Below are 20,726 nucleotides of genomic sequence, written 5' to 3'. Positions count from 1 at the left end.
GAAAAATTAAACAAACCACTACTTTTCAGCAATTTAATTTACACCTAACATTAATTTAATATTAATTTTCTACATCTTTTAACATACAATCTATCTTAATCTATAAAAACACAATTTAATTACCCCAAAAGCAAACCAAATTAGATGTCAACCGATTGATGAGTATACAATTTAATTATAGACAAATTATGAAGCACATATATTTTTAGAAATATTTTTAACAAATACGAATAAACACTAACTTTAATTTACATATAACTTTAATTCACTGTCTATTCTTTAATTTTTAAGTATATTTAAGTACATACTTATTAATTTATGAACAAGAACAATCTATTTTCTTCCTATGATAAGTTACCCAACACCTGGGATGAAATGTACAACGACAATGCTGAGTTTAGAGTTCAATATGAACAATTTGTTGAATACCTAAAAAACACCTCACCTGAAAAACTATCAACCAAAGAAGAACTAGCCAAACAGTTATTTATGAGTCAAGGTGTTACCTTTACTGTATATAATAACAATGAAGGCATTGAAAAAATATTCCCATTCGATATTGTTCCAAGAATTATAACCGCCGAAGAATGGGATAAAATAGAACGCGGTATTAAACAACGGCTTAAAGCCCTAAACTTATTCATAAAAGATATTTACCATGAACAATTTATTATTAAAGATGGTATTATTCCTGGTGAATTAATTTTCTCCTGCCCCTATTTTTTAAGAGAAATGAAGGGCGTTAATGTACCTCACGATATTTATGTACATATTTCGGGAGTCGATTTAATTCGTAATGAAGATGGCGAGTTTTATGTTTTAGAAGATAATTTAAGAACACCTTCTGGAGTGAGCTACATGCTTGAAAACCGGGAAATTTCCAAACGTCTTTTCCCCGGTATATTACCTAAAAACGGGGTACGATCCGTATCAAATTACCCTAACTTTTTATACCGAAAACTAAAAGACCTTTCTCCCATCGTTAATCCTAACGTAGTATTATTAACTCCAGGCATATACAATTCGGCGTACTACGAACATACAACATTGGCCAGACTTATGGGTATTGAACTTGTAGAAGGAAACGACCTCGTAGTCAAAGACCATTTTGTGTATATGAAAACAACAAATGGCCTGAAACAAGTTGATGTTATTTATCGTCGTGTTGATGATGACTACCTTGACCCATTAGAGTTTAAAGCAGAAAGCATCTTAGGTGTAGCAGGTATCATGGCTGCATATCGTAAAGGAAATGTAATAATTGTAAATGCTCCGGGTACGGGAATAGCCGATGACAAAGCTATTTATATTTATGTCCCAGACATGATTAGGTATTATTTAGGCGAAGAGCCTATTTTGAAAAACATTAAAACCTATCAGCTTAGTAAACCTGTCGAGCTGGAATATGTTACCCAACACATTAGGGAAATGGTTATTAAAAAGACCGACGGAAGTGGTGGCTATGGTATGCTTATGGGGCATGAAGCCAGTGATGAAGAAATAAAAGATTATCTGGATACCGTAAAAAAGAAACCCGATGGATTTATAGCGCAACCCATTTTAAAACTATCTACAGCGCCTTGCTTCATTGATGGCAAATTATCGCCACGATGTATAGACCTCAGACCTTTTGCTTTAAGTGGTGTAGACGGTGTCGACATTTGTCCGGGAGGCCTAACCAGGGTTGCTCTTAAAAAGGGCTCGTTGGTGGTTAATAGCTCTCAAGGTGGCGGCAGTAAAGACACATGGGTTTTAAAATAATTTAAAAAGAAGAACGAATATATGTTAAGTAGAGTAGCAAATAATCTCATTTGGATGAATAGGTACATGGCACGTGGTAACGGTATTCTAGCCCTGTTAAAAGTAAACTTTTATGCCAATCAGGACTCACCCGAACTCTTTTCATGGACTCCGGTCATTAAAAATTTCGCATCCTCTGAAACCGAGTTTCATACTGAAGACACCATAGAGTGTATTGATTATATGATTTTTGAGACTAGTAATGATAATTCCATAATAAATATTGTTACCCGAGCCCGAGAAAACGCCAGAAGTGTCCAGGAGCATATTTCAAGGGAATCTTGGTTATGCATCAACAACTACTACTTATTTTTAACAAATAATAATTTAAGACAACGCCTTAAAGAAGAAGACCCTATACGCCTTCTGGAAGAGCTATTAGGACATCATTTAATGTTTTACGGCACCAACGATATAATGCAGGAACGTGGGCCTGCCTATTACTTTATGAATGTTGGGCGGTATTTAGAGCGGGTAATTTTAATTTCAGATTTTACAACATTAAAACTTAAAGAAATTAGTGAAGCTACCGACGATTTAGAAAAAGGTCTCTACTGGAGAAACCTGTTATTAGTAGTAGGTGGCTATCAAAAATATTTAAAAACGTATAAATCTTCATTTAATGAAGACCAAATTATAGATCTCATTTTCAGAGACAAACTCTTTCCGAGATCGGTTTATTACTGTATTAATAAATTAAACAGACACATCACCGAACTTATAGAAGAAGGCGAACTTGGAAATAACAATTTACAGTTTCTTTTAGGGAAATTAGAAAGTAGTATCAAATACACGACAATTGAAAACATAAAAGATCAGGGGCTTCAAAATTTTGTTGATGGTATTAAACAAGATATAGGTGATATTTCCGAAAATATAAATTCTGTCTACTATACACCAATCAATTAATCATCCATTTATGGCAACCTATTTCATTAAACACGTCACAAAATATAGTTATGATAATCCGGTAATTGATGCGGCTAACCAATTGCGTTTACACCCTATTAATGATGAATTTCAGAACGTCAATTCCCATTATCTGGTAATTACGAATAACGCCCATGTGCAAACTTACCTCGATTATTATAAAAATATTGTTGGTTCGTTTATGATTACCGAAGCCATTACGGAGTTGTATATTGAGTCTAACATTGAAGTAACTACCTTCTCTAAAATATTACCAGAAGATACGATTGCCGCAAAAACGCAATGGAAGGAATTAGAAAACATAAAATACGATGACCCGTTTGTTGATTTCCTAATCCATAAACCATTTAGTGGAACAAATGAATTAGCCCAAATTATTGAAGAAAAACAAATTAAACACAAAACCGTTTATCAGGCTTTGCAGGAACTATGCGACTATGTTTATAACCTTATAAAATACACTAAAGGGGTTACTAAAGTAGACTCCTCTATTGATGAAGTTTGGAAAATTAAAGCAGGCGTATGTCAGGATTTTACAAACATCATGCTCCAAGCTTTACGAATGTGTGGTATTCCCGCGCGATACGTTAGTGGTTATATTTGTCCGAATAGCGATAATACTCGCGGAGAGGGTGCGACACATGCATGGATTGAAGCCTATATCCCCTTTTATGGCTGGCTTGGTTTCGACCCAACAAACAATACAATAGCCAACGATTGTCATGTTCGTCTTGCTGTTGGCAGAGATTATAGTGACTGTGCGCCCGTTAAAGGGGTTTTTAAAGGCAATGCAAATGCCAATTTGTTTGTAAAAGTAAATGTAAGTACGTCTAAAAGTGATGAGGATTTAATTTTACCTGAAACTCCAATGTCATCAATAAAGAATAACAGCTATAAACGCCATATGGAACGTATTCAGCAACAGCAACAACAGCAGTAATTAAAACTACTTTTTCCTATCGATAACGTAGTTCACCATTAACTCCAATGATTTTTTATAATCAGAATCCGGATAGGTATTCAGAAGATTCAAAGCATCGGTTTGAAACTGCTTCATTTTAGTAATTGCATACTCTAAACCGCCATTAGCCTTTACAAAAGCAATAACTTCTTTAACACGCTTTTTATCCTTGTTATGGTTTTTTATAGAGTTAATTAACCACTTTTTGTCTTTCTTTTCTGCGTTGTTAAGCACATAAATTAAAGGCAATGTCATTTTCTGTTCTTTGATATCGATACCTGTTGGTTTCCCAATCTGGTCCTCGCTATAATCAAATAAATCATCCTTAATTTGAAAAGCCATACCAATAAGTTCACCGAATTTGCGCATCTTTTCAACATGGTCTGATTCAGGCTTAACCGAAGCTGCCCCTAAACTACAACAAGCCGCTATTAGCGTTGCTGTTTTTTGTCGAATGATTTCGTAATATACATCCTCAGTTATATCCAGCTTTCGAGCCTTTTCAATCTGAAGCAATTCACCTTCACTCATTTCTCTAACAGCGACAGAAATGATTTTAAGTAAATCGAAATCGTTATTATCGATACTGAGCAATAAACCTTTCGACAGCAGATAGTCGCCAATAAGAACAGCTATTTTATTTTTCCAAAGGGCATTAACTGAAAAGAATCCACGTCGGCGGTTACTATCATCAACCACATCGTCATGCACCAAAGTTGCTGTATGAATCAATTCTATAACTGAAGCTCCACGATACGTACGCTCTATAGCCTCGCCGTTAGACACCATTTTTGCTACCAAAAACACAAACATAGGACGCATTTGCTTCCCTTTTCGGTTTACGATATATGTGGTAATCCTATTTAATAAAGCTACCTTACTAGACATTGAAAGCAGAAACTTTTGCTCGAAAAGATCCATTTCAAAGGCTATAGGTTGTTTTATTTGCTCTACTATTTTCAAATGCTTAAGCTAAGAGAATTCAAATATAAGTTTTAGCGATTTAATTTCTAATTTTTATTTGCTAATTGTCCGCAGGCGGCATCAATATCTTTACCACGACTACGACGTACATTTACTACAATGTTGTGTTTTTCAAGACCAGAAATATAATTTTCTAATGCTTGGTTAGACGCTTGCTGGAATTCACCATCGTCAATTGGGTTGTACTCTATAATATTAACTTTACACGGTACGTACTTGCAGAATTTCACAAAGGCATCGATATCACGCTGTGTATCATTTATTCCATCCCAAACCACATATTCGTAAGTAATTCTGCGTTTGGTTTTAGCATACCAGTATTCTAAAGCTTCACGTAAGTCGTTAAGCGGAAAGGTTTCATTAAACGGCATGATCTTAGTTCGTACCTCATCTACCGCTGAATGTAAAGACACGGCTAAATTAAATTTCACCTCATCATCGGCCATTTTTTTGATCATTTTTGGCACTCCTGAAGTTGATAGCGTTATACGCTTTGGAGACATGCCTAAACCTTCATCCGAGGTTATTTTATCAATGGCTTTAATCACATTGTTATAGTTCATAAGCGGCTCACCCATACCCATAAATACAATATTACTTAAGGGACGATCATGATATAAACGACTTTCGTTATCTATCGCCACCACCTGATCGTAAATTTCATCCGGGTTTAAGTTACGCATGCGCTTTAATCGTGCTGTTGCACAAAAACGACAATCTAAACTACAGCCTACCTGACTAGATACACAAGCTGTTGTTCTTGTTGGCGTTGGTATCAATACAGACTCCACGACTAATCCATCATGTAAACGCACTGCATTTTTAACCGTACCATCGCTACTACGTTGCATCGTATCGACCTTAATGTTGTTAATCACAAAATTATCTTCCAGCATTTGGCGGGTTTCCTTCGAAATATTAGTCATATCATCGAAAGAATAGGCAGCCTTTTGCCATAACCATTCGTAAACCTGGTTACCACGAAACGCCTTATCACCTTGCTTTTCGAAAAATGCTCTTAACTGCTCTTTGGTTAGTGCGCGTATGTCTTTTTTTGTATTTGCCATAGATGATGCAAAAGTAATGATTTTGGGCTTAGATTATTAGACTTGTTAAGACTAATTAGCCTAATAATCTATAGACAAGCTATATCACTTATAATTTAAGTATATGGAGTTTACATTTAGGATTGAAAGAGGAATTTTAAACTTACCTCAAAGGATACCGAAAAAAATGAAGCAAAAAAAAGCCTTGTAAAAACAAGGCTTTTGATATTTTTAGATGATTAACATGGCATCACCATAACTGTAAAACTTATAACCTTCTTTCACAGCTTCATCGTATGCTTTTTTCATAAAATCGTGACCAGCAAATGCAGAAATCATCATTAATAATGTTGATTTTGGCGTATGGAAATTAGTAATCATACAGTTGGCAATACTGAAATCGTAAGGAGGGAAAATAAATTTATTGGTCCAACCTTCAAACTCATTTAACTCGCCATTTGAAGACACCGAACTCTCAATAGCACGCATAACCGTTGTACCTACAGCACAAACGCGCTTTTTATTACGGATACCTTTATTTACAGTTTCAACTGCATTTTCATCAATTTTAAGCTCTTCGCTATCCATTTTGTGTTTCGATAAATCTTCTACCTCAACTGGATTAAATGTACCTAAACCTACGTGTAAAGTTACCTCTGCAAAGTTTACGCCTTTAATTTCTAAACGCTTCAGTAAATGCTTAGAGAAGTGAAGACCAGCTGTTGGTGCTGCAACCGCTCCTTCGTTTTTAGCGTAAATTGTTTGGTAACGCTCTTCATCTTCTGGTTCTACATCTCTTTTGATGTACTTTGGAAGCGGTGTTTCACCTAACTCGTTTAATTTTCTACGAAATTCTGCATAAGAACCATCGTATAAGAAACGTAATGTACGACCTCTAGAAGTGGTATTATCGATAACCTCTGCTACTAACGTATCGTCGTCACCGAAATATAATTTGTTACCAATTCTAATTTTACGAGCCGGATCTACAAGTACATCCCAAAGACGTTGCTCTTCGTTAAGTTCTCTTAATAAGAATACTTCAATTCTAGCTCCGGTTTTTTCTTTATTACCATAAAGACGTGCTGGAAATACTTTGGTGTTGTTCAGAATTAAAACATCATCTTCATCAAAATAGTCAACAATATCCTTAAACATCTTGTGTTCAATGGTTTGATTTTTTCTATCTAAAACCATTAAACGTGCCTCATCTCTGTTTTCTGCCGGATATTCCGCTAATAATTCATCTGGTAAGTTAAAACCAAAGTTTGATAATTTCATCTGTTTACTTTTATTGTTTTTTAATTTACTTCAATACTACGAAGGCTGCAAATATACAATCTGCAGATAGGCCTTGTCAAGTAAATGGGTGATTATTATTTAGTTATTTTAAAACCTATAGATTCTAAATCGTCCCAAAATGTTGGGTACGACTTTGAAACCACCATAGCATCTTCTATAATTACCGATGTTTTAAGTGCTATTGGAGCAAAGGCCATAGCCATCCTGTGGTCGTGATATGTAGCAATAGCAACATCGCTTTTAATAGATTTAGCTTCAGCCAAATGAAGCGAAGCATCAGTAATTTCAACCTGTCCGCCTAACTTTTCAATTTCAGTTTTTAAAGCCACCAAACGGTCGGTTTCTTTAATTTTAAGCGTATGAAGTCCGGTTAAATCGCATTTTATACCCAAGGCAAAACAAGTTACAGCAATGGTCTGTGCTATATCTGGCGCATTTGTTAAATCGTAAGTGAATGGTAAAACGTCTTTATCGGTTTTTGTTAATGTCACCGAATTATTATTAAAAGCCGTTTCAACACCAAAATGTCTGTAAATCTCCACTAAAGCAGAATCGCCCTGCAATGAATTTTCTTTATAAGATGATAATGTAATTTCTATTCCTACAGCACTTAATGCTGCCAAACTGAAATAATATGATGCCGAAGACCAATCTGATTCTACAACCAAAGTTTTAGCTTCTAAATCTTTTGGAGCCGGTTTAACCACAATGGTATTTCCTTCAAACGAATTTTCAACCCCAATTTCAGTTAACAAACTCAAGGTCATATTAATGTAGGGCACCGAAGTTATTTTTCCTTCTAAAGTTAATTCCAATCCGTTTTCTAAACGAGAGGCGATTAACAACAAAGCAGAAATATACTGGCTACTTACATTAGCCTGTAGAGACACTTTATTTTTAGTAAGCTTTTTACCTTTTATCTTAATAGGTGGATAACCACTGTTTTCAACATATTCTATATCGGCTCCAAGTTCCTGAAGTGCCTCAACCAAAATTTGAATTGGACGCTCCTTCATACGTTTAGAACCGGTAAGCGTTACCTCTCGTCCTTCCTGAACCGCAAAAAAGGCTGTTAAAAATCGCATAGCGGTACCTGCATGGTGAATATCAACCACATCAGACGACGAACTTAATGCTTTGGTCATTAAATTACTATCATCAGAATTTGAGATATTTTCAAGATTAAACTGCGGATATAACGCCTTTAAAAGTAATAGCCTATTTGATTCACTTTTAGAACCTGTAATTTGAATAGACGACTGCTTTGCTATTTCAGATTTTTGAAGAGTAATTTGCATAAATAGTTGGTTTGTTTTTAACAAGCCGCTAATTTACTTTAATTTTTCGTTATTATGGTGTCTATCGTGGTCGCGTTTTCCCTTCTTATCCATTCTTTTATCGAAAGCCGCCTGCAAATCTACCTCGGTTTGGTTCGCCAAACACAAAACAACAAATAATACATCGGCTAATTCTTCGCCTAAATCTTTATCCTTATCGCTTTCTTTTTCACTTTGTTCACCATAACGACGCGCAATAATACGGGCAACTTCACCAACTTCTTCTGTTAGTTGTGCCATATTTGTTAACTCGTTAAAATAACGAACCCCATGATTTTTAATCCACTCGTCTACTTCCTTTTGTGCGTTTTGAATATTCATATTTTATTCTTTGAATCTATTATGATGGTTACCGGCCCGTCATTAAGTAGTTCGACTTTCATATCGGCACCAAATTCTCCGGTTTGTACTGTTTTACCTAAATCGGTTTCTACTTTTTTTACGAAGGCTTCATAAAGCGGGATAGCAATATCAGGCTTAGCCGCTTTTATATAACTAGGGCGATTTCCTTTTTTCGTAGCAGCATGAAGTGTAAACTGACTAACGACTATGATATCTCCTTCGATATCTAAAAGCGATTTATTCATCACTTCATTTTCATCTTCAAAAACACGGAGGTTTACAATTTTTTTAGACAACCAATCGATATCTTCCTGAGCATCTTCATTTACTATACCCAACAACACCAATAATCCTTTATTTATGGAGGCTACTTTATGGCCTTCTATAGTTACACTTGCTTTTGAAACACGTTGAATAACAACTTTCATCTTTTATTCTTTTTCCCAGTTATCGGTTCGGTAATGCTCCTCGTCGCCCTCTATAATTTGCAAGTAACTGCGGTAACGTGAAAAGGAAATTTCATCGTTGTCTAAAGCTTCCTTAACGGCGCACTTCGGTTCTTTAACATGAAGACAATTATTAAACTTACAGTCTTGTTTTAAAGCAAAAATCTCCGGAAAATAATCACCTACTTCCTCCTTTTCCATGTCAACCACACCAAAACCTTTAATACCCGGTGTGTCGATAATTTGACCACCAAAACTTAAATCGAACATTTCGGCAAACGTCGTAGTGTGTTGTCCTTGACTATGCAAGGTTGAAATTTCTTTGGTTTTTATATTCAACCCCGGCTCAATAGCATTTACTAAAGTAGACTTCCCAACACCTGAATGCCCAGAAAACATACTTACTTTATCTTTCATTAAAGCCTTAACCTTATCGACATTTTTTCCCGATTTAGCAGAAACGCCTATACACTCATACCCTATTTGTCGATACACATGAGCCAGATATCTTACTTCATCCAGAGTCTCTTCATTGTAAGTATCGATCTTATTGAATAACAATACGGTTTTAACAGAATACGCTTCAGCAGTTACCAAAAAACGATCGATAAAACTGGTTAATGTTGGCGGATTATTTATGGTAATCATTAAGAACACCTGATCGATATTTGAGGCGATAATATGCGTCTGTTTTGACAGGTTCACCGACTTACGAACAATATAATTTTTGCGATCGTGAATCTTGTGAATCACACCAGACACCTGATTGTTTTTAGTCTCCAATTCAAAATCCACATAATCTCCAACAGCAATAGGATTCGTACTTTTAATTCCCTTAATACGAAACTTACCTTTTATACGGCAATCGTAGGTTTCACCGAGTTGCGTTTTAACGGTGTACCAGCTTCCTGTTGATTTATAAACGAGTCCTGTCATATCGGCTTCAAAAGTACTCTAAAAAAATTATTTTATAAGTAAGAATATCTCTATATTTAGCTGTTTAACCACTTTATCCATTTAAAACATGAAACAGCTTTTATTTGCTTTTATTTTGGGATTCATATTTTTCAATGAAACACATGCACAGATTGAATACAAAGTTATTACATCTGTAGAATCGATTGTTCCTAACGGACTTGGACGTTCTCGCTTAATTTCTTCTGTTGAAGAAAAAAATTATAAAGATTTCACATCAGAACAAACCGAAGACGACAACACCAGAAATAAATCTAATCGAGGAGACATTCGTGTTAAAGATTTTGAAGAAACCAAACTTTTAAATTTTTACAATATTGGTGGGATTCGCTTTCAAAATATTGCAGCTAACGATGCTGTAATAAGCTCAAAAATTAACACCATGGTTGAAGAAGGCTGGGAACTAGCCTTTGTTACTAGCGCCGTTGAAAGTGATAGCGGTAAAGACGACGGGCAAGGTATTTTTATAACGCGTTATATATTTAAAAGAAACAAACTCTAATTATACATTTATTATGAAAAAGAACTTTTACTTTTATTCTGCATACTTAGTATTGCTATCTATTTTATCCTGTTCAAGTGTGAATGTTTTAAACTCATGGAAAGGTGATAACATCAATTCTATAAAAGATAAAAACGTACTCGTTATTGCCAGAACTAACAACACCACAGCACGAATTACTTTTGAGAATGAAATTGTTGAAGAACTAACAAAACGTGGCATTAAAGCTGCACCTAGTTTCAATAAATCTCCTGAGTTTAATCCCGATAAAAAAATTACTCAGGAAGACGAAAAGAAAATAAAATCTATTATCGAAGCTAATGGTTACGAAGGTGTTATTCTAACCGTGGTTAAAGACACTCAGGAATTAACAAAAACCGTTACCGATGGTGGTTATTATGCAGGAAGCACTTACTACGGTTATTACCCTAGATATTATCACGGGTTTTACGGGTATTACTACCACCCTATGGCCTATTCTACTTTAGGCAACTACGTTCCGGAAACCTCAACAACCTACACCTCTAAAAATTACATTTTAGAAACGGTTATTTATAACTTAGAAGAGCCACAGGACAAACAACTTATTGGCGTTGTGACTTCTAAAGTTGAAGATCCTTCCGATCTTTCATCGGCATCTAAACAATATGTACAAGCAATAACTAAAAGCTTCGACAAGTAATTATCAATACAATTTAACACATAAAAAAGGCTCGCTATTAGCGAGCCTTTTTTAGTTTTATCCGTTAAGGATTTTTTCCTGGTGGTTGATAGATTCCTGGTGAATTGCTTTAAACATTTTCAAGATGAACTCTTCACTTAATCCGTGAGCTTCTCCTTCCAACACCATTTTCCCTAAAATCTCGTTCCAACGTTTAGATTGTAAAACGGCAACGTTCTTTTGTTTTTTAAGAGATCCAATACCATCAGCTATCTTCATACGTTTTCCTAAAGCTTCAATTATCTGGTTGTCGATCACATCGATTTCTGCTCTTAAACGATCTAAAGATTTATTGTATTCTGCTTCAGAATCGGTTTCTTTTCTAATTTTTAAATCTTTCATAATCTGCACTAAGGTTGTTGGTGTAACCTGTTGTGCTGCATCACTCCAAGCATTTTCCGGGTCGTAATGTGTTTCAATCATTAATCCGTCGAAATTTAAATCTAATGCGGCTTGAGATACATCAAAAATCATATCGCGCTTTCCTGTAATGTGCGACGGATCGTTAATTAAAGGAATGTCTGGATATTTGTTTTGAAATTCGATAGCCAATTGCCACTCCGGGTTGTTTCTGAACTTTGTTTTTTCATAAGTTGAGAATCCACGGTGAATGGCTCCAATATTTTTAACACCGGCATTGTAAATACGCTCGATACCTCCTAACCATAAGGCTAAATCTGGATTTACCGGGTTTTTAATTAATACGGGCTTATCTGTTCCTTCTAAAGCATCTGCAATTTCCTGCATGATGAATGGACTTACTGTAGAACGAGCACCAATCCATAATAAATCGATATCGTGCTCTAAAGCTAATTTTACATGGGCAGCATTAGCAACTTCGGTACATACTTTCATACCGGTTTCTGCTTTTACTTTTTGTAACCATTTTAAACCTAACGCTCCTACTCCTTCAAACATACCCGGACGTGTTCTTGGTTTCCAAATACCTGCTCTAAAATAGCTAACATCGGTATCTTTTAGCTCGTGAGCTATTTTTAATACTTGCTCTTCTGTTTCAGCACTACATGGTCCTGCAATTACTAACGGATGATCTAATTGTAAATCATCTAACCAGGTTCTCATTTCTTTTTTGTTTTCCATTTTTGTTTAATTTACCTAAAATCTACTCGATGTGACAATTCACAAAGGTTCAATTTACTTTACTAATATTATTCTTAATTCGTTTTAGTTAATTTATACCGTTAAGTATTTCTTTTATATGATTGGTTTGTTTCATTTCGTTAAAAATTGCCTCAAAATCATCCCCTTTCATTAAGTCTTTAAAACGTGTGAGGTTATTAATATATTCCTCTAATGTTTCAATGACATTGGTTTTGTTTTGCTTAAAGATAGGCGTCCACATCTCTGGTGAACTTTTTGCCAAACGTACCGTTGAGGCAAATCCACTGCCTGCCATATCGAATATATCGCGCTCATTCTTTTCCTTTTCAATAACTGTTTTCCCTAACATAAATGAACTAATGTGTGATAAATGCGATACGTAAGCAATATGTTTATCATGAGCTTCAGGATTCATATAACGAATACGCATCCCGATTTCTGTAAACAACTTCAAGGCTTTTTCCTGAAGTTTAAAGGTCGTTTTTTCTACCTCGCAAACAATATTGGTTTTACCAACAAAAAGCCCTCCTATAGCTGCACTTGGCCCCGAGTATTCGGTTCCTGCAATAGGATGCATCGCTAAAAAGTTGCGTCGTTTGGGGTGGTTTTCAACAACTTTACAGATATCCAATTTTGTCGATCCCACATCCACTACCAGTCCGTTATCTGAAATATTATCTAAAACCTTTGGCAATAAATTCACGGTAGCATCGACAGGAATAGATACGATAACCAAATCGGCCTGATCTAAATCCTCCAAAGTTGCTTTTTTATCTATAAGTTTAAGAGCCAAGGCTTCATCTAAAGTATTTTCATTTCTACCAATACCATGAATAACTGCTTCCGGATTATTCTTCTTGATATCGATAGCTAAACTACCTCCAATTAAACCTACACCTATTACGTATATATTCTTCATTTTTATTTAAATCTTGCAATAGCTTCTTCTAAATCTTCTGTCGATCCGCATAAAGAAAACCTGATATATCCTTCACCTTTACTTCCAAAAATAGTTCCAGGCGTAATAAACAAATGATTCTCTTTTAACACTTTATCAATGAATGGTTCTGCTTCTATGCCTTCTGGTAATTTGGCCCAAACAAATAATCCCACTGCATCTTTATCGTAAGTACAGTTTAAAGTATCGGCTAATTGCCACACCAAATCACGACGTTTTTTATATACACTATTAAGCGTACTGAACCACATACCCGAGCAATTTAAAGCCTCGATAGCGCCTTTTTGAATACCATAGAACATCCCGGAATCCATGTTACTTTTTACTTTAAGCACATTGCTGACATGTTTTCCGTCACCCACAACCATTCCTACACGCCATCCGGCCATATTAAAGGTCTTACTTAAAGAATTTAGCTCGAGACAAACTTCTTTGGCTCCTTCAACACTTAGTATACTTCTTGGGTCATCGTTTAATATGAACGTATACGGATTGTCATTAACAATTAAAATACTGTGCTTTTTACCGAAGGCTACCAAATCTTTATACACCGATGCACTTGGTAATGCTCCAGTCGGCATATGCGGATAATTCACCCACATAATTTTCACCTTACTTAAATCCTGTTTTTCTAAAGCTTCAAAATCTGGCTGCCAGTTATTCGCTGCATCCAATTCGTAAAAAATAGGTTCTGCTCCAACCAATTTAGTCACCGACTGGTACGTTGGATAACCAGGATTCGGAATTAAAGCAGCATCTCCTTCATTTAAATAAGCCATAGAAATGTGCATGATACCTTCCTTACTTCCCATTAACGGCAACACTTCGGTTAACGGGCTTAAGCTTACTGAAAAGTGATTTTTATAAAAACCACAAATAGCCTCTCTTAATTCTGGTAACCCCTGATAACTCTGATATTTATGAGCAACAGGACTTGAAAATCCCTCCACCAAAGCATCAATTACTTTTTTTGGTGGTTGTAAATCCGGACTTCCTATACCTAAATTAATTATTGGTTTTCCACTAGCGACTAATGCCGCTACCTCTCTCAGTTTTTTAGAGAAATAATACTCTTCAACTGTTTGCAACCTATTAGCTACTTCAATCATTTTTTTCCTTTTTTATATTCCCCTAGCACTTTAAAATTATGTGCCATAATATCCATCAGTGACTTTGCCTTTTTAAAATCTTCGTAATTATCGAATGTAACATCTACGAAAAAGGCATATTTCCATGGTGTTTCAACAATTGGTAACGATTGAATTTTTGTTAAATTCAACTTACAATCGCTCATTACATTTAATATAGCTGCCAGACTTCCACGTTTATGGTCGGCTTCAAATTTCACCGAAGCTTTACTGATATTAGCTTCGTCAACTTCAGAATTATCACGCTTTACAATAACAAAACGGGTTTCGTTGTGTTGAATGGTTTGAATGCTTTTCGCCAAAATATCTAACTCAAACAATTCAGCTGCCATAACACTAGCTATGGCTGCAACGCCTTTTAATTGTTGCTTTTGAATACGTTGCGCTACTTCAGCGGTATCTTTATCTTCAACCAGTTTTATGTGTGGATGCAGTTTAAAAAACTCCTTACACTGCAACAACGCCATCGGGTGCGAATACACTTCCTTAATTTCTTTAATATTCTGCCCCGGCAGTGCCAGTAAATTATGCTGAATATCTAAATAATGCTCTCCTACTATATGTAAACCATACTTATCTATTAACGCATAGTTTGGAATAATAGAACCGGCGATAGAATTCTCTAAAGCCATTATTGCGGCATCACATTCGCTAGTAATTAAAGAATCGACTACCTGATCGAATGTTAAACATTCAATCACTTCTACTGGCTTTTCAAAAAATTGCTGTGACACAATATGATGAAAAGAACCTAGCACCCCCTGTATTGCAACTGTATTTATCATGTATAAAAAAAGTCCCGATTTTCACCGAGACTTATATTCAAATTTATCTTATAAATTATACATACTATGCCTCGTTCCTCTTGCTAAAAAAGAAATAAAACCAAAAGCTAAAATATGTATAATATACTGTTGTTGTCATAATTACATTGCTAAAGTAAATAATATTTTAAGAAATCAAAATACTAAAAAAACTTTTTTTTAGGTATCAATAAAAGTTTTAAAGAATTTACAGGAAAACTCACTTTATGTTAGATAATCATTATTTTTGAACAAATATTTTCTTAATATGTCTATAGAGGTTTCGGGTATTACAAAGCTTTACGGCAATCAAAAAGCGTTAAATAACATATCGTTTAAAATTGACAAACCAGAAGTGGTTGGTTTTCTTGGGCCTAATGGTGCTGGTAAATCTACCATGATGAAAATTTTAACGACTTACTTGAGTCCTACGGACGGACTCGCCAAAGTAAACGGCTTTGACGTAAACCTTGATAAGCAGCAAGTGCAACAAAGTGTTGGCTACTTACCTGAACATAATCCTTTATACTTAGACCTATATATTAAAGAATATTTAGCCTTCAACGCCAATATATATAATGTAGGTAAACAGCGCATTGATGAGGTTATCGAACTTACAGGATTAACACCTGAAGCTCGCAAAAAAATCGGTCAACTATCAAAAGGGTACCGCCAGCGTGTTGGCTTAGCCAATGCCCTTTTACACGACCCTGATGTCTTAATTTTAGATGAACCTACTACAGGGCTTGACCCTAATCAATTAGTAGATATTAGAAACCTGATTAAAACCATTGGTAAAACAAAAACTATTTTTCTATCTACACACATTATGCAAGAAGTTGAAGCCATGTGCGATCGTGTCATTATAATTAATAAAGGTGAAATTGTTGCCAACAAAAAGCTAAAGGAACTTCGAGACGAAAAACAACAAGTCGTTATTGTAGAATTTGACTATCGCATAGAAGATGCTTTTCTACTAAAACTTCCAAAAGTAGAGCAAGTTGTTAACACTCATGATTTTGTTTATGAAATCACATTCGCTACTAATCAGGATATGCGATCACATGTTTTTGACTTTGCTCATGACAATGAATTAAAGATTCTACAACTGAATCAAAAAAACAGCAGCCTGGAAAATTTATTCAGAGACCTAACAAAGTAATGTTTAGAGTTTGTAATTTTCTTAAAAAATTATAAATTACTAAGAGTTTTCATCCATTGGTTAAAACCATGACAAATGTCATTTGTAGTAAGATTATAGACACTAATTTTGCATAAGCTTATTAATAGTTATAAGCTACAACTTGATTTTACAAATAAAAACACATACACCATGAGTAAAGGAATTTATGTTGCAACCATAGAACCTAATAGTGGAAAATCTGTAGTAGTTTTAGGCTTAATGCGTATGCTTTTAGGTAAAACTGCAAAAGTAGGATACTTTCGTCCTATTATAGACGATCCAAAATCAGACGAAACAGACATCCATATTAACACGGTACTTTCGCATTTTGAAATTGACATTAATTATAAAAATGCCTATGCCTTTACTCGAAATGAGGTATTAGAATTATACAACAACGGTAAATCGGGTGATGTAATCGATAAAATTATTACCAAATACAAATATTTGGAAGAACGTTTTGATTATATATTAGTAGAGGGCACCGATTTTTCAAGCGAAAATTCAACTTTGGAGTTAGATCTTAATATGCTAATCTCTAAAAACCTGAGTTTACCTGTTATTATAGTTTCACAAGGAGTCAATAAAAGTGTTAAAGAGATTATTGATAATGTTCAATTAGCTCACGACACATTCAAACAAGAGGTTGATGTACTTTCCATTATAGCGAATAAAGTAAATCCTCAGGATGCCGAGCCCTTAAAAGAACTTTTACAATCTCGTATTCCTGAAAACACCGATGTTACGGTGATTCCTAGAATTCCGAGTTTAGCAAGTCCTACGGTCAAAGAAATTGTAAAATTACTTGACGGCACCGTTATTTTCGGAAAAGACCATTTAAATAACCTAATTGAAAATTATAGTGTTGGGGCAATGCAGTTGCGTAATTACCTGACACATTTAAAAGATAATTCACTGGTCATTACTCCTGGAGATCGCGCGGATATTATTTTGGGCGCTTTACAGGCAAACATCTCTAAAAACTACCCAAAAATTTCGGGTATTGTATTAACCGGAGGCTTAATCCCTGAAGATCCTATTTTAAAACTAATTGAAGGGCTTTCAAGTGTTGTACCAATCATCAGCGTAAAAGATGGCACCTATTATTCAACAAACCGCATAGGTAAAACCAAGTCTAAAATCTATGCTGAAAACACCGAAAAAATTACTTCGGCCATCTCAACTTTTGAAAAATATGCCAGCACCGAAGTTTTAGCTGATAAATTAATCACTTTTGAATCGGAAATATTCACTCCAAGAATGTTCCAGTACAACTTATTGCAACGCGCCTTAAAAGACAAAAAACACATTGTACTTCCTGAAGGTTATGACGAACGTGTCTTACGTGCCACGGCCAAATTAATTGCTGCACAGGTTGTCGACATTACCTTAATTGGTGACAAAGACAAAATTAAAGAGCGTATTGAAAAATTAGATATTCCTTTAAATGTTGAAGATGTTAACATTGTATCGCCTACAACGTCTCCGTATTACGACGATTATGTTAATACTTTTTACGAGTTAAGAAAACATAAAAATGTAAATCTTGAAATGGCCAGAGATGCCATGGCTGATGTATCCTACTTTGGTACAATGATGATTTACAAAGGACACGCAGACGGTATGGTGTCTGGTGCGGTACACACCACGCAACACACCTTACGTCCTGCATTACAATTTATTAAAACAAAACCTGGAGTAAACATTGTGTCTTCTATTTTCTTTATGTGCTTAGAAGATCGCGTTTCGGTATTTGGCGACTGCGCTATTAACCCGAATCCTGATGCTGCACAATTAGCAGAAATTGCTATCTCATCTGCAGAAACAGCTAAAAGCTTTGGTATCGAACCAAAAGTAGCTATGCTATCTTACTCGTCTGGTGCTTCAGGAAAAGGTGCTGAAGTAGATAAAGTAAGAGAAGCTACAGAAATTGTAAAAACCAAAGCTTCTGAACTAAAAATCGAAGGACCAATACAATACGACGCCGCTGTAGACGAACGCATTGGTAAAGCTAAAATGCCAGAATCTGAAGTAGCCGGAAACGCCAGCGTTTTAATATTTCCAGATTTAAATACAGGAAATAACACTTATAAAGCTGTACAAAGAGAAACCGGAGCTTTGGCTATCGGGCCAGTTTTACAAGGCTTAAACAAACCTGTTAACGACCTAAGTAGAGGCTGTACCGCCGAAGATATTTACAGTACAGTTATTATAACCGCAATTCAAGCTCAAGAAGAATAAAAACATGCAAGTATTAGTTTTAAACTCGGGAAGTTCATCCCTTAAATTTCAATTATTTTCCATGCCGGAAAAAACCATTATATGTTCAGGAATTGTTGAACGTATTGGTTTTAATGACGCCATTTTTAAATACGATAATCAGAAAAAAGCGATTGAAATTGAAACTTCAATCTTAAATCACCGAACAGCCTTAAAACTTGTATCGCAACATTTATTAAGTAAAGATGTTGGTGTTATTAAATCGCCGGAAGAAATTGCTGTCGTAGGGCATCGTGTGGTACACGGAGGAAAATCGTTTAGTGACACTACAGAAATCACCAAAGAAGTAAAAGATAAAATTAAAGATTTAATTGCTTTAGCACCTTTACACAACCCTGCGAATTTAGAAGGTATTGAAGTTGCTGAAGATATTTTTCCGAACGCTAAACAGGTCGCTGTTTTCGACACGGCATTCCATCAAACCATTCCAGAGAAGGCTTACAAGTTTGCGATTCCTAATGAGCTATTGACCGAACATCGTATTCGCTTGTATGGTTTTCACGGAACAAGTCATAAGTACGTTTCAGAAAAAGCCATTGAATATTTAGGCAAAAAAGAATCTAAAATCATTACCATTCATTTAGGTAATGGTTGTAGTATGACCGCTATTAAAAATGGTGAAAGCGTAGACCACTCATTAGGCTTTTCTCCTATCTCAGGTCTAATAATGGGAACACGTTCCGGTGATATTGATGCATCAGTAATTTTTCATTTAAAAGATAAATTAGGTTACGATTTAAAACAAATCAACACCCTTTTAAACAAGCAAAGTGGTATGCTAGGGTTAACCGGTTATAGCGATTTAAGAGATATTGAAACCATGGCTGCTAAAGGCAATAAAGATTGCCAATTGGCTTTAGAGATGAATGCCTACCGAATAAAAAAATATATTGGTGCTTATGCCGCTGTTTTAAACGGATTAGACGCCATCGTATTTACTGCTGGAATCGGTGAAAACTCTCAAACCATCCGTAAATTAGTTTGTGATGACATGGATTTCTTTGGTCTGAATTTGGATGAAACCAAAAACAGTATAAGATCTAAAGACATTAGAGAAATAAATACTGAGGATTCTAAAACCAAAATTTTAGTTATTCCTACAAACGAGGAATTAGAGATTGCTAAGCAGGCGGTTGAATTATTTAAAAATTAATCGCCCTTTATATTCTTCAACAACATCTATAATATCTGGTTTGGTTACGGCAATAACGTCTCCAACACCAGATATTTTTCCTTTTATTGATTGCTGCGGATTTAATATCATATCATTAGAACTGCGGTTCCAGATAGTCACATCCTGAGCTATTAAATTTTCTCCTTCAAAACGCGAAGTTCCAGAGGCAAATGTAACATTCAAATTATTTGTCTGTCCAGAAATATAACAGTTCGACGCATTGTTGAATACTACTCGTAATGTACTATTGTTAACTTCAAGTTTAAAATTAGCACTGGTAAACGTATCGGGTGCATTAAAACTTTCGGATAAAAGAGTTAAACCCGGATAGGTTAACACTCCATCTGAACTGATATCATATTGTGTTGAACTTCTAATTTCAGTAATATTTGGGGACGTTACATAAACTTTTGTTACACCGTAATCACGAACATAATTGCAGGTATTATTATCTGTTAAAATTAATTGTCCATTATCAACTACAGCTTCAACATCGGTTATTAAATTCTCTCCAGTTTCAACAACAATCTTTTGTTCTGCACCCTGTTTTACAACCAATTCGATGTCGCGATTTACCAATATTTTTGTAAACACGTCTACGGTAAACTCTTGCTGAATAATAGCTCCTGTTTTTTGAAAACAATCACCTGCATTTTCACTATCGCAAGCAAAAACAAAAATTAAAGCGAATATGTATAAATAATTTTTCATT

General features: G+C 35.2%; 20 protein-coding genes. 8 read left to right on the top strand and 12 right to left on the bottom strand.

Translation table 11 applies throughout. The features are described from left to right. Positions 1-318: 318 nt before the first annotated feature. The 3 genes from ICJ85_RS11735 to ICJ85_RS11725 are packed head-to-tail and all read left to right on the top strand — an operon-like array spanning position 319 to position 3,670. Entirely contained in the window at positions 319-1,761 is a 1,443-nt protein-coding gene (locus tag ICJ85_RS11735; RefSeq protein WP_188223984.1) for a circularly permuted type 2 ATP-grasp protein, read from the top strand. A gap of 21 nt (positions 1,762-1,782) precedes the next feature. Beyond that, complete coding sequence (locus ICJ85_RS11730; RefSeq protein ID WP_188223983.1) at positions 1,783-2,709, top strand: alpha-E domain-containing protein; 927 nt, start codon at positions 1,783-1,785, stop codon at positions 2,707-2,709. A gap of 10 nt (positions 2,710-2,719) precedes the next feature. Beyond that, the gene (locus ICJ85_RS11725) at positions 2,720-3,670 is read left to right on the top strand and encodes a transglutaminase family protein (protein ID WP_188223982.1); all 951 of its coding nucleotides are present in this window, start codon (positions 2,720-2,722) and stop codon (positions 3,668-3,670) included. 6 nt (positions 3,671-3,676) lie between these two features. Here ICJ85_RS11725 and ICJ85_RS11720 read toward each other — a convergent pair whose 3' ends face one another. From ICJ85_RS11720 to rsgA, 7 genes are all read right to left on the bottom strand, one after another. Then, positions 3,677-4,654, bottom strand: a complete 978-nt coding sequence (locus tag ICJ85_RS11720; RefSeq protein WP_188223981.1) for a polyprenyl synthetase family protein — start codon at positions 4,652-4,654, stop codon at positions 3,677-3,679. A gap of 47 nt (positions 4,655-4,701) precedes the next feature. Next, a complete protein-coding gene (gene rlmN, locus ICJ85_RS11715) occupies positions 4,702-5,742 on the bottom strand; it encodes a 23S rRNA (adenine(2503)-C(2))-methyltransferase RlmN (protein WP_188223980.1) in 1,041 nt (346 codons plus the stop codon). Positions 5,743-5,952: 210 nt separating this feature from the next. Beyond that, positions 5,953-7,002 carry a tRNA preQ1(34) S-adenosylmethionine ribosyltransferase-isomerase QueA gene (gene queA, locus ICJ85_RS11710; protein ID WP_188223979.1) on the bottom strand — a complete coding sequence of 350 codons (1,050 nt, stop codon included), beginning with the start codon at positions 7,000-7,002 and terminating at the stop codon, positions 5,953-5,955. Between the two features lie 95 nt (positions 7,003-7,097). Continuing rightward, entirely contained in the window at positions 7,098-8,321 is a 1,224-nt protein-coding gene (locus tag ICJ85_RS11705) for a 3-phosphoshikimate 1-carboxyvinyltransferase (protein ID WP_188223978.1), read from the bottom strand. A gap of 33 nt (positions 8,322-8,354) precedes the next feature. After that, entirely contained in the window at positions 8,355-8,681 is a 327-nt protein-coding gene (locus ICJ85_RS11700; RefSeq protein ID WP_188223977.1) for a nucleotide pyrophosphohydrolase, read from the bottom strand. Further along, a complete protein-coding gene (gene dtd, locus ICJ85_RS11695) occupies positions 8,678-9,130 on the bottom strand; it encodes a D-aminoacyl-tRNA deacylase (protein ID WP_188223976.1) in 453 nt (150 codons plus the stop codon). Before dtd ends, ICJ85_RS11700 begins: the two co-directional genes overlap by 4 nt. A gap of 3 nt (positions 9,131-9,133) precedes the next feature. Then, complete coding sequence (gene rsgA / locus ICJ85_RS11690; RefSeq protein ID WP_188223975.1) at positions 9,134-10,084, bottom strand: ribosome small subunit-dependent GTPase A; 951 nt, start codon at positions 10,082-10,084, stop codon at positions 9,134-9,136. Positions 10,085-10,172: 88 nt separating this feature from the next. On the opposite strand from rsgA, the gene ICJ85_RS11685 reads away from it, so the two are divergent. After that, positions 10,173-10,625, top strand: a complete 453-nt coding sequence (locus tag ICJ85_RS11685) for a hypothetical protein (RefSeq protein ID WP_188223974.1) — start codon at positions 10,173-10,175, stop codon at positions 10,623-10,625. Between the two features lie 13 nt (positions 10,626-10,638). After that, positions 10,639-11,307, top strand: coding sequence for a hypothetical protein (locus ICJ85_RS11680; protein ID WP_188223973.1), 669 nt, complete (start codon positions 10,639-10,641; stop codon positions 11,305-11,307). A 57-nt stretch (positions 11,308-11,364) separates the two neighbouring features. Here the strand turns inward: ICJ85_RS11680 and ICJ85_RS11675 are convergent, their stop codons facing one another. The 4 genes from ICJ85_RS11675 to ICJ85_RS11660 form a co-directional block, all read right to left on the bottom strand. Further along, the gene (locus tag ICJ85_RS11675) at positions 11,365-12,447 is read right to left on the bottom strand and encodes a bifunctional 3-deoxy-7-phosphoheptulonate synthase/chorismate mutase type II (RefSeq protein ID WP_188223972.1); all 1,083 of its coding nucleotides are present in this window, start codon (positions 12,445-12,447) and stop codon (positions 11,365-11,367) included. Positions 12,448-12,535: 88 nt separating this feature from the next. After that, a complete protein-coding gene (locus ICJ85_RS11670) occupies positions 12,536-13,387 on the bottom strand; it encodes a prephenate dehydrogenase (protein WP_188223971.1) in 852 nt (283 codons plus the stop codon). 2 nt (positions 13,388-13,389) lie between these two features. Then, a complete protein-coding gene (locus ICJ85_RS11665; RefSeq protein WP_188223970.1) occupies positions 13,390-14,535 on the bottom strand; it encodes a pyridoxal phosphate-dependent aminotransferase in 1,146 nt (381 codons plus the stop codon). Beyond that, on the bottom strand, positions 14,532-15,359 hold the full coding sequence (locus ICJ85_RS11660; protein ID WP_188223969.1) for a prephenate dehydratase: 828 nt from the start codon (positions 15,357-15,359) through the stop codon (positions 14,532-14,534). Before ICJ85_RS11660 ends, ICJ85_RS11665 begins: the two co-directional genes overlap by 4 nt. 286 nt (positions 15,360-15,645) lie before the next feature. Between ICJ85_RS11660 and gldA the strand changes: the two genes are divergently transcribed. The 3 genes from gldA (at position 15,646) to ICJ85_RS11645 (ending at position 19,993) form a co-directional block, all read left to right on the top strand. Continuing rightward, a complete protein-coding gene (gene gldA, locus ICJ85_RS11655) occupies positions 15,646-16,539 on the top strand; it encodes a gliding motility-associated ABC transporter ATP-binding subunit GldA (RefSeq protein WP_188223968.1) in 894 nt (297 codons plus the stop codon). A 171-nt stretch (positions 16,540-16,710) separates the two neighbouring features. Further along, positions 16,711-18,801 (top strand): phosphate acetyltransferase, encoded by a 2,091-nt coding sequence (gene pta, locus ICJ85_RS11650; RefSeq protein WP_188223967.1) that lies wholly within the window; start codon positions 16,711-16,713, stop codon positions 18,799-18,801. A 4-nt stretch (positions 18,802-18,805) separates the two neighbouring features. Next, complete coding sequence (locus tag ICJ85_RS11645; protein ID WP_188223966.1) at positions 18,806-19,993, top strand: acetate/propionate family kinase; 1,188 nt, start codon at positions 18,806-18,808, stop codon at positions 19,991-19,993. Here the strand turns inward: ICJ85_RS11645 and ICJ85_RS11640 are convergent. Next, a complete protein-coding gene (locus tag ICJ85_RS11640; RefSeq protein WP_188223965.1) occupies positions 19,979-20,725 on the bottom strand; it encodes a head GIN domain-containing protein in 747 nt (248 codons plus the stop codon). The two genes, ICJ85_RS11645 and ICJ85_RS11640, sit on opposite strands and share 15 nt — an antisense overlap. Position 20,726: the final 1 nt, after the last annotated feature.

Origin of the sequence: Aestuariibaculum marinum, from assembly GCF_014596975.1 — a bacterium.
GTDB lineage: Bacteria > Bacteroidota > Bacteroidia > Flavobacteriales > Flavobacteriaceae > Aestuariibaculum > Aestuariibaculum marinum.
Note: the sequence above shows the minus strand (reverse complement) of the source record. Positions and strands in the feature narration are given on the sequence as shown.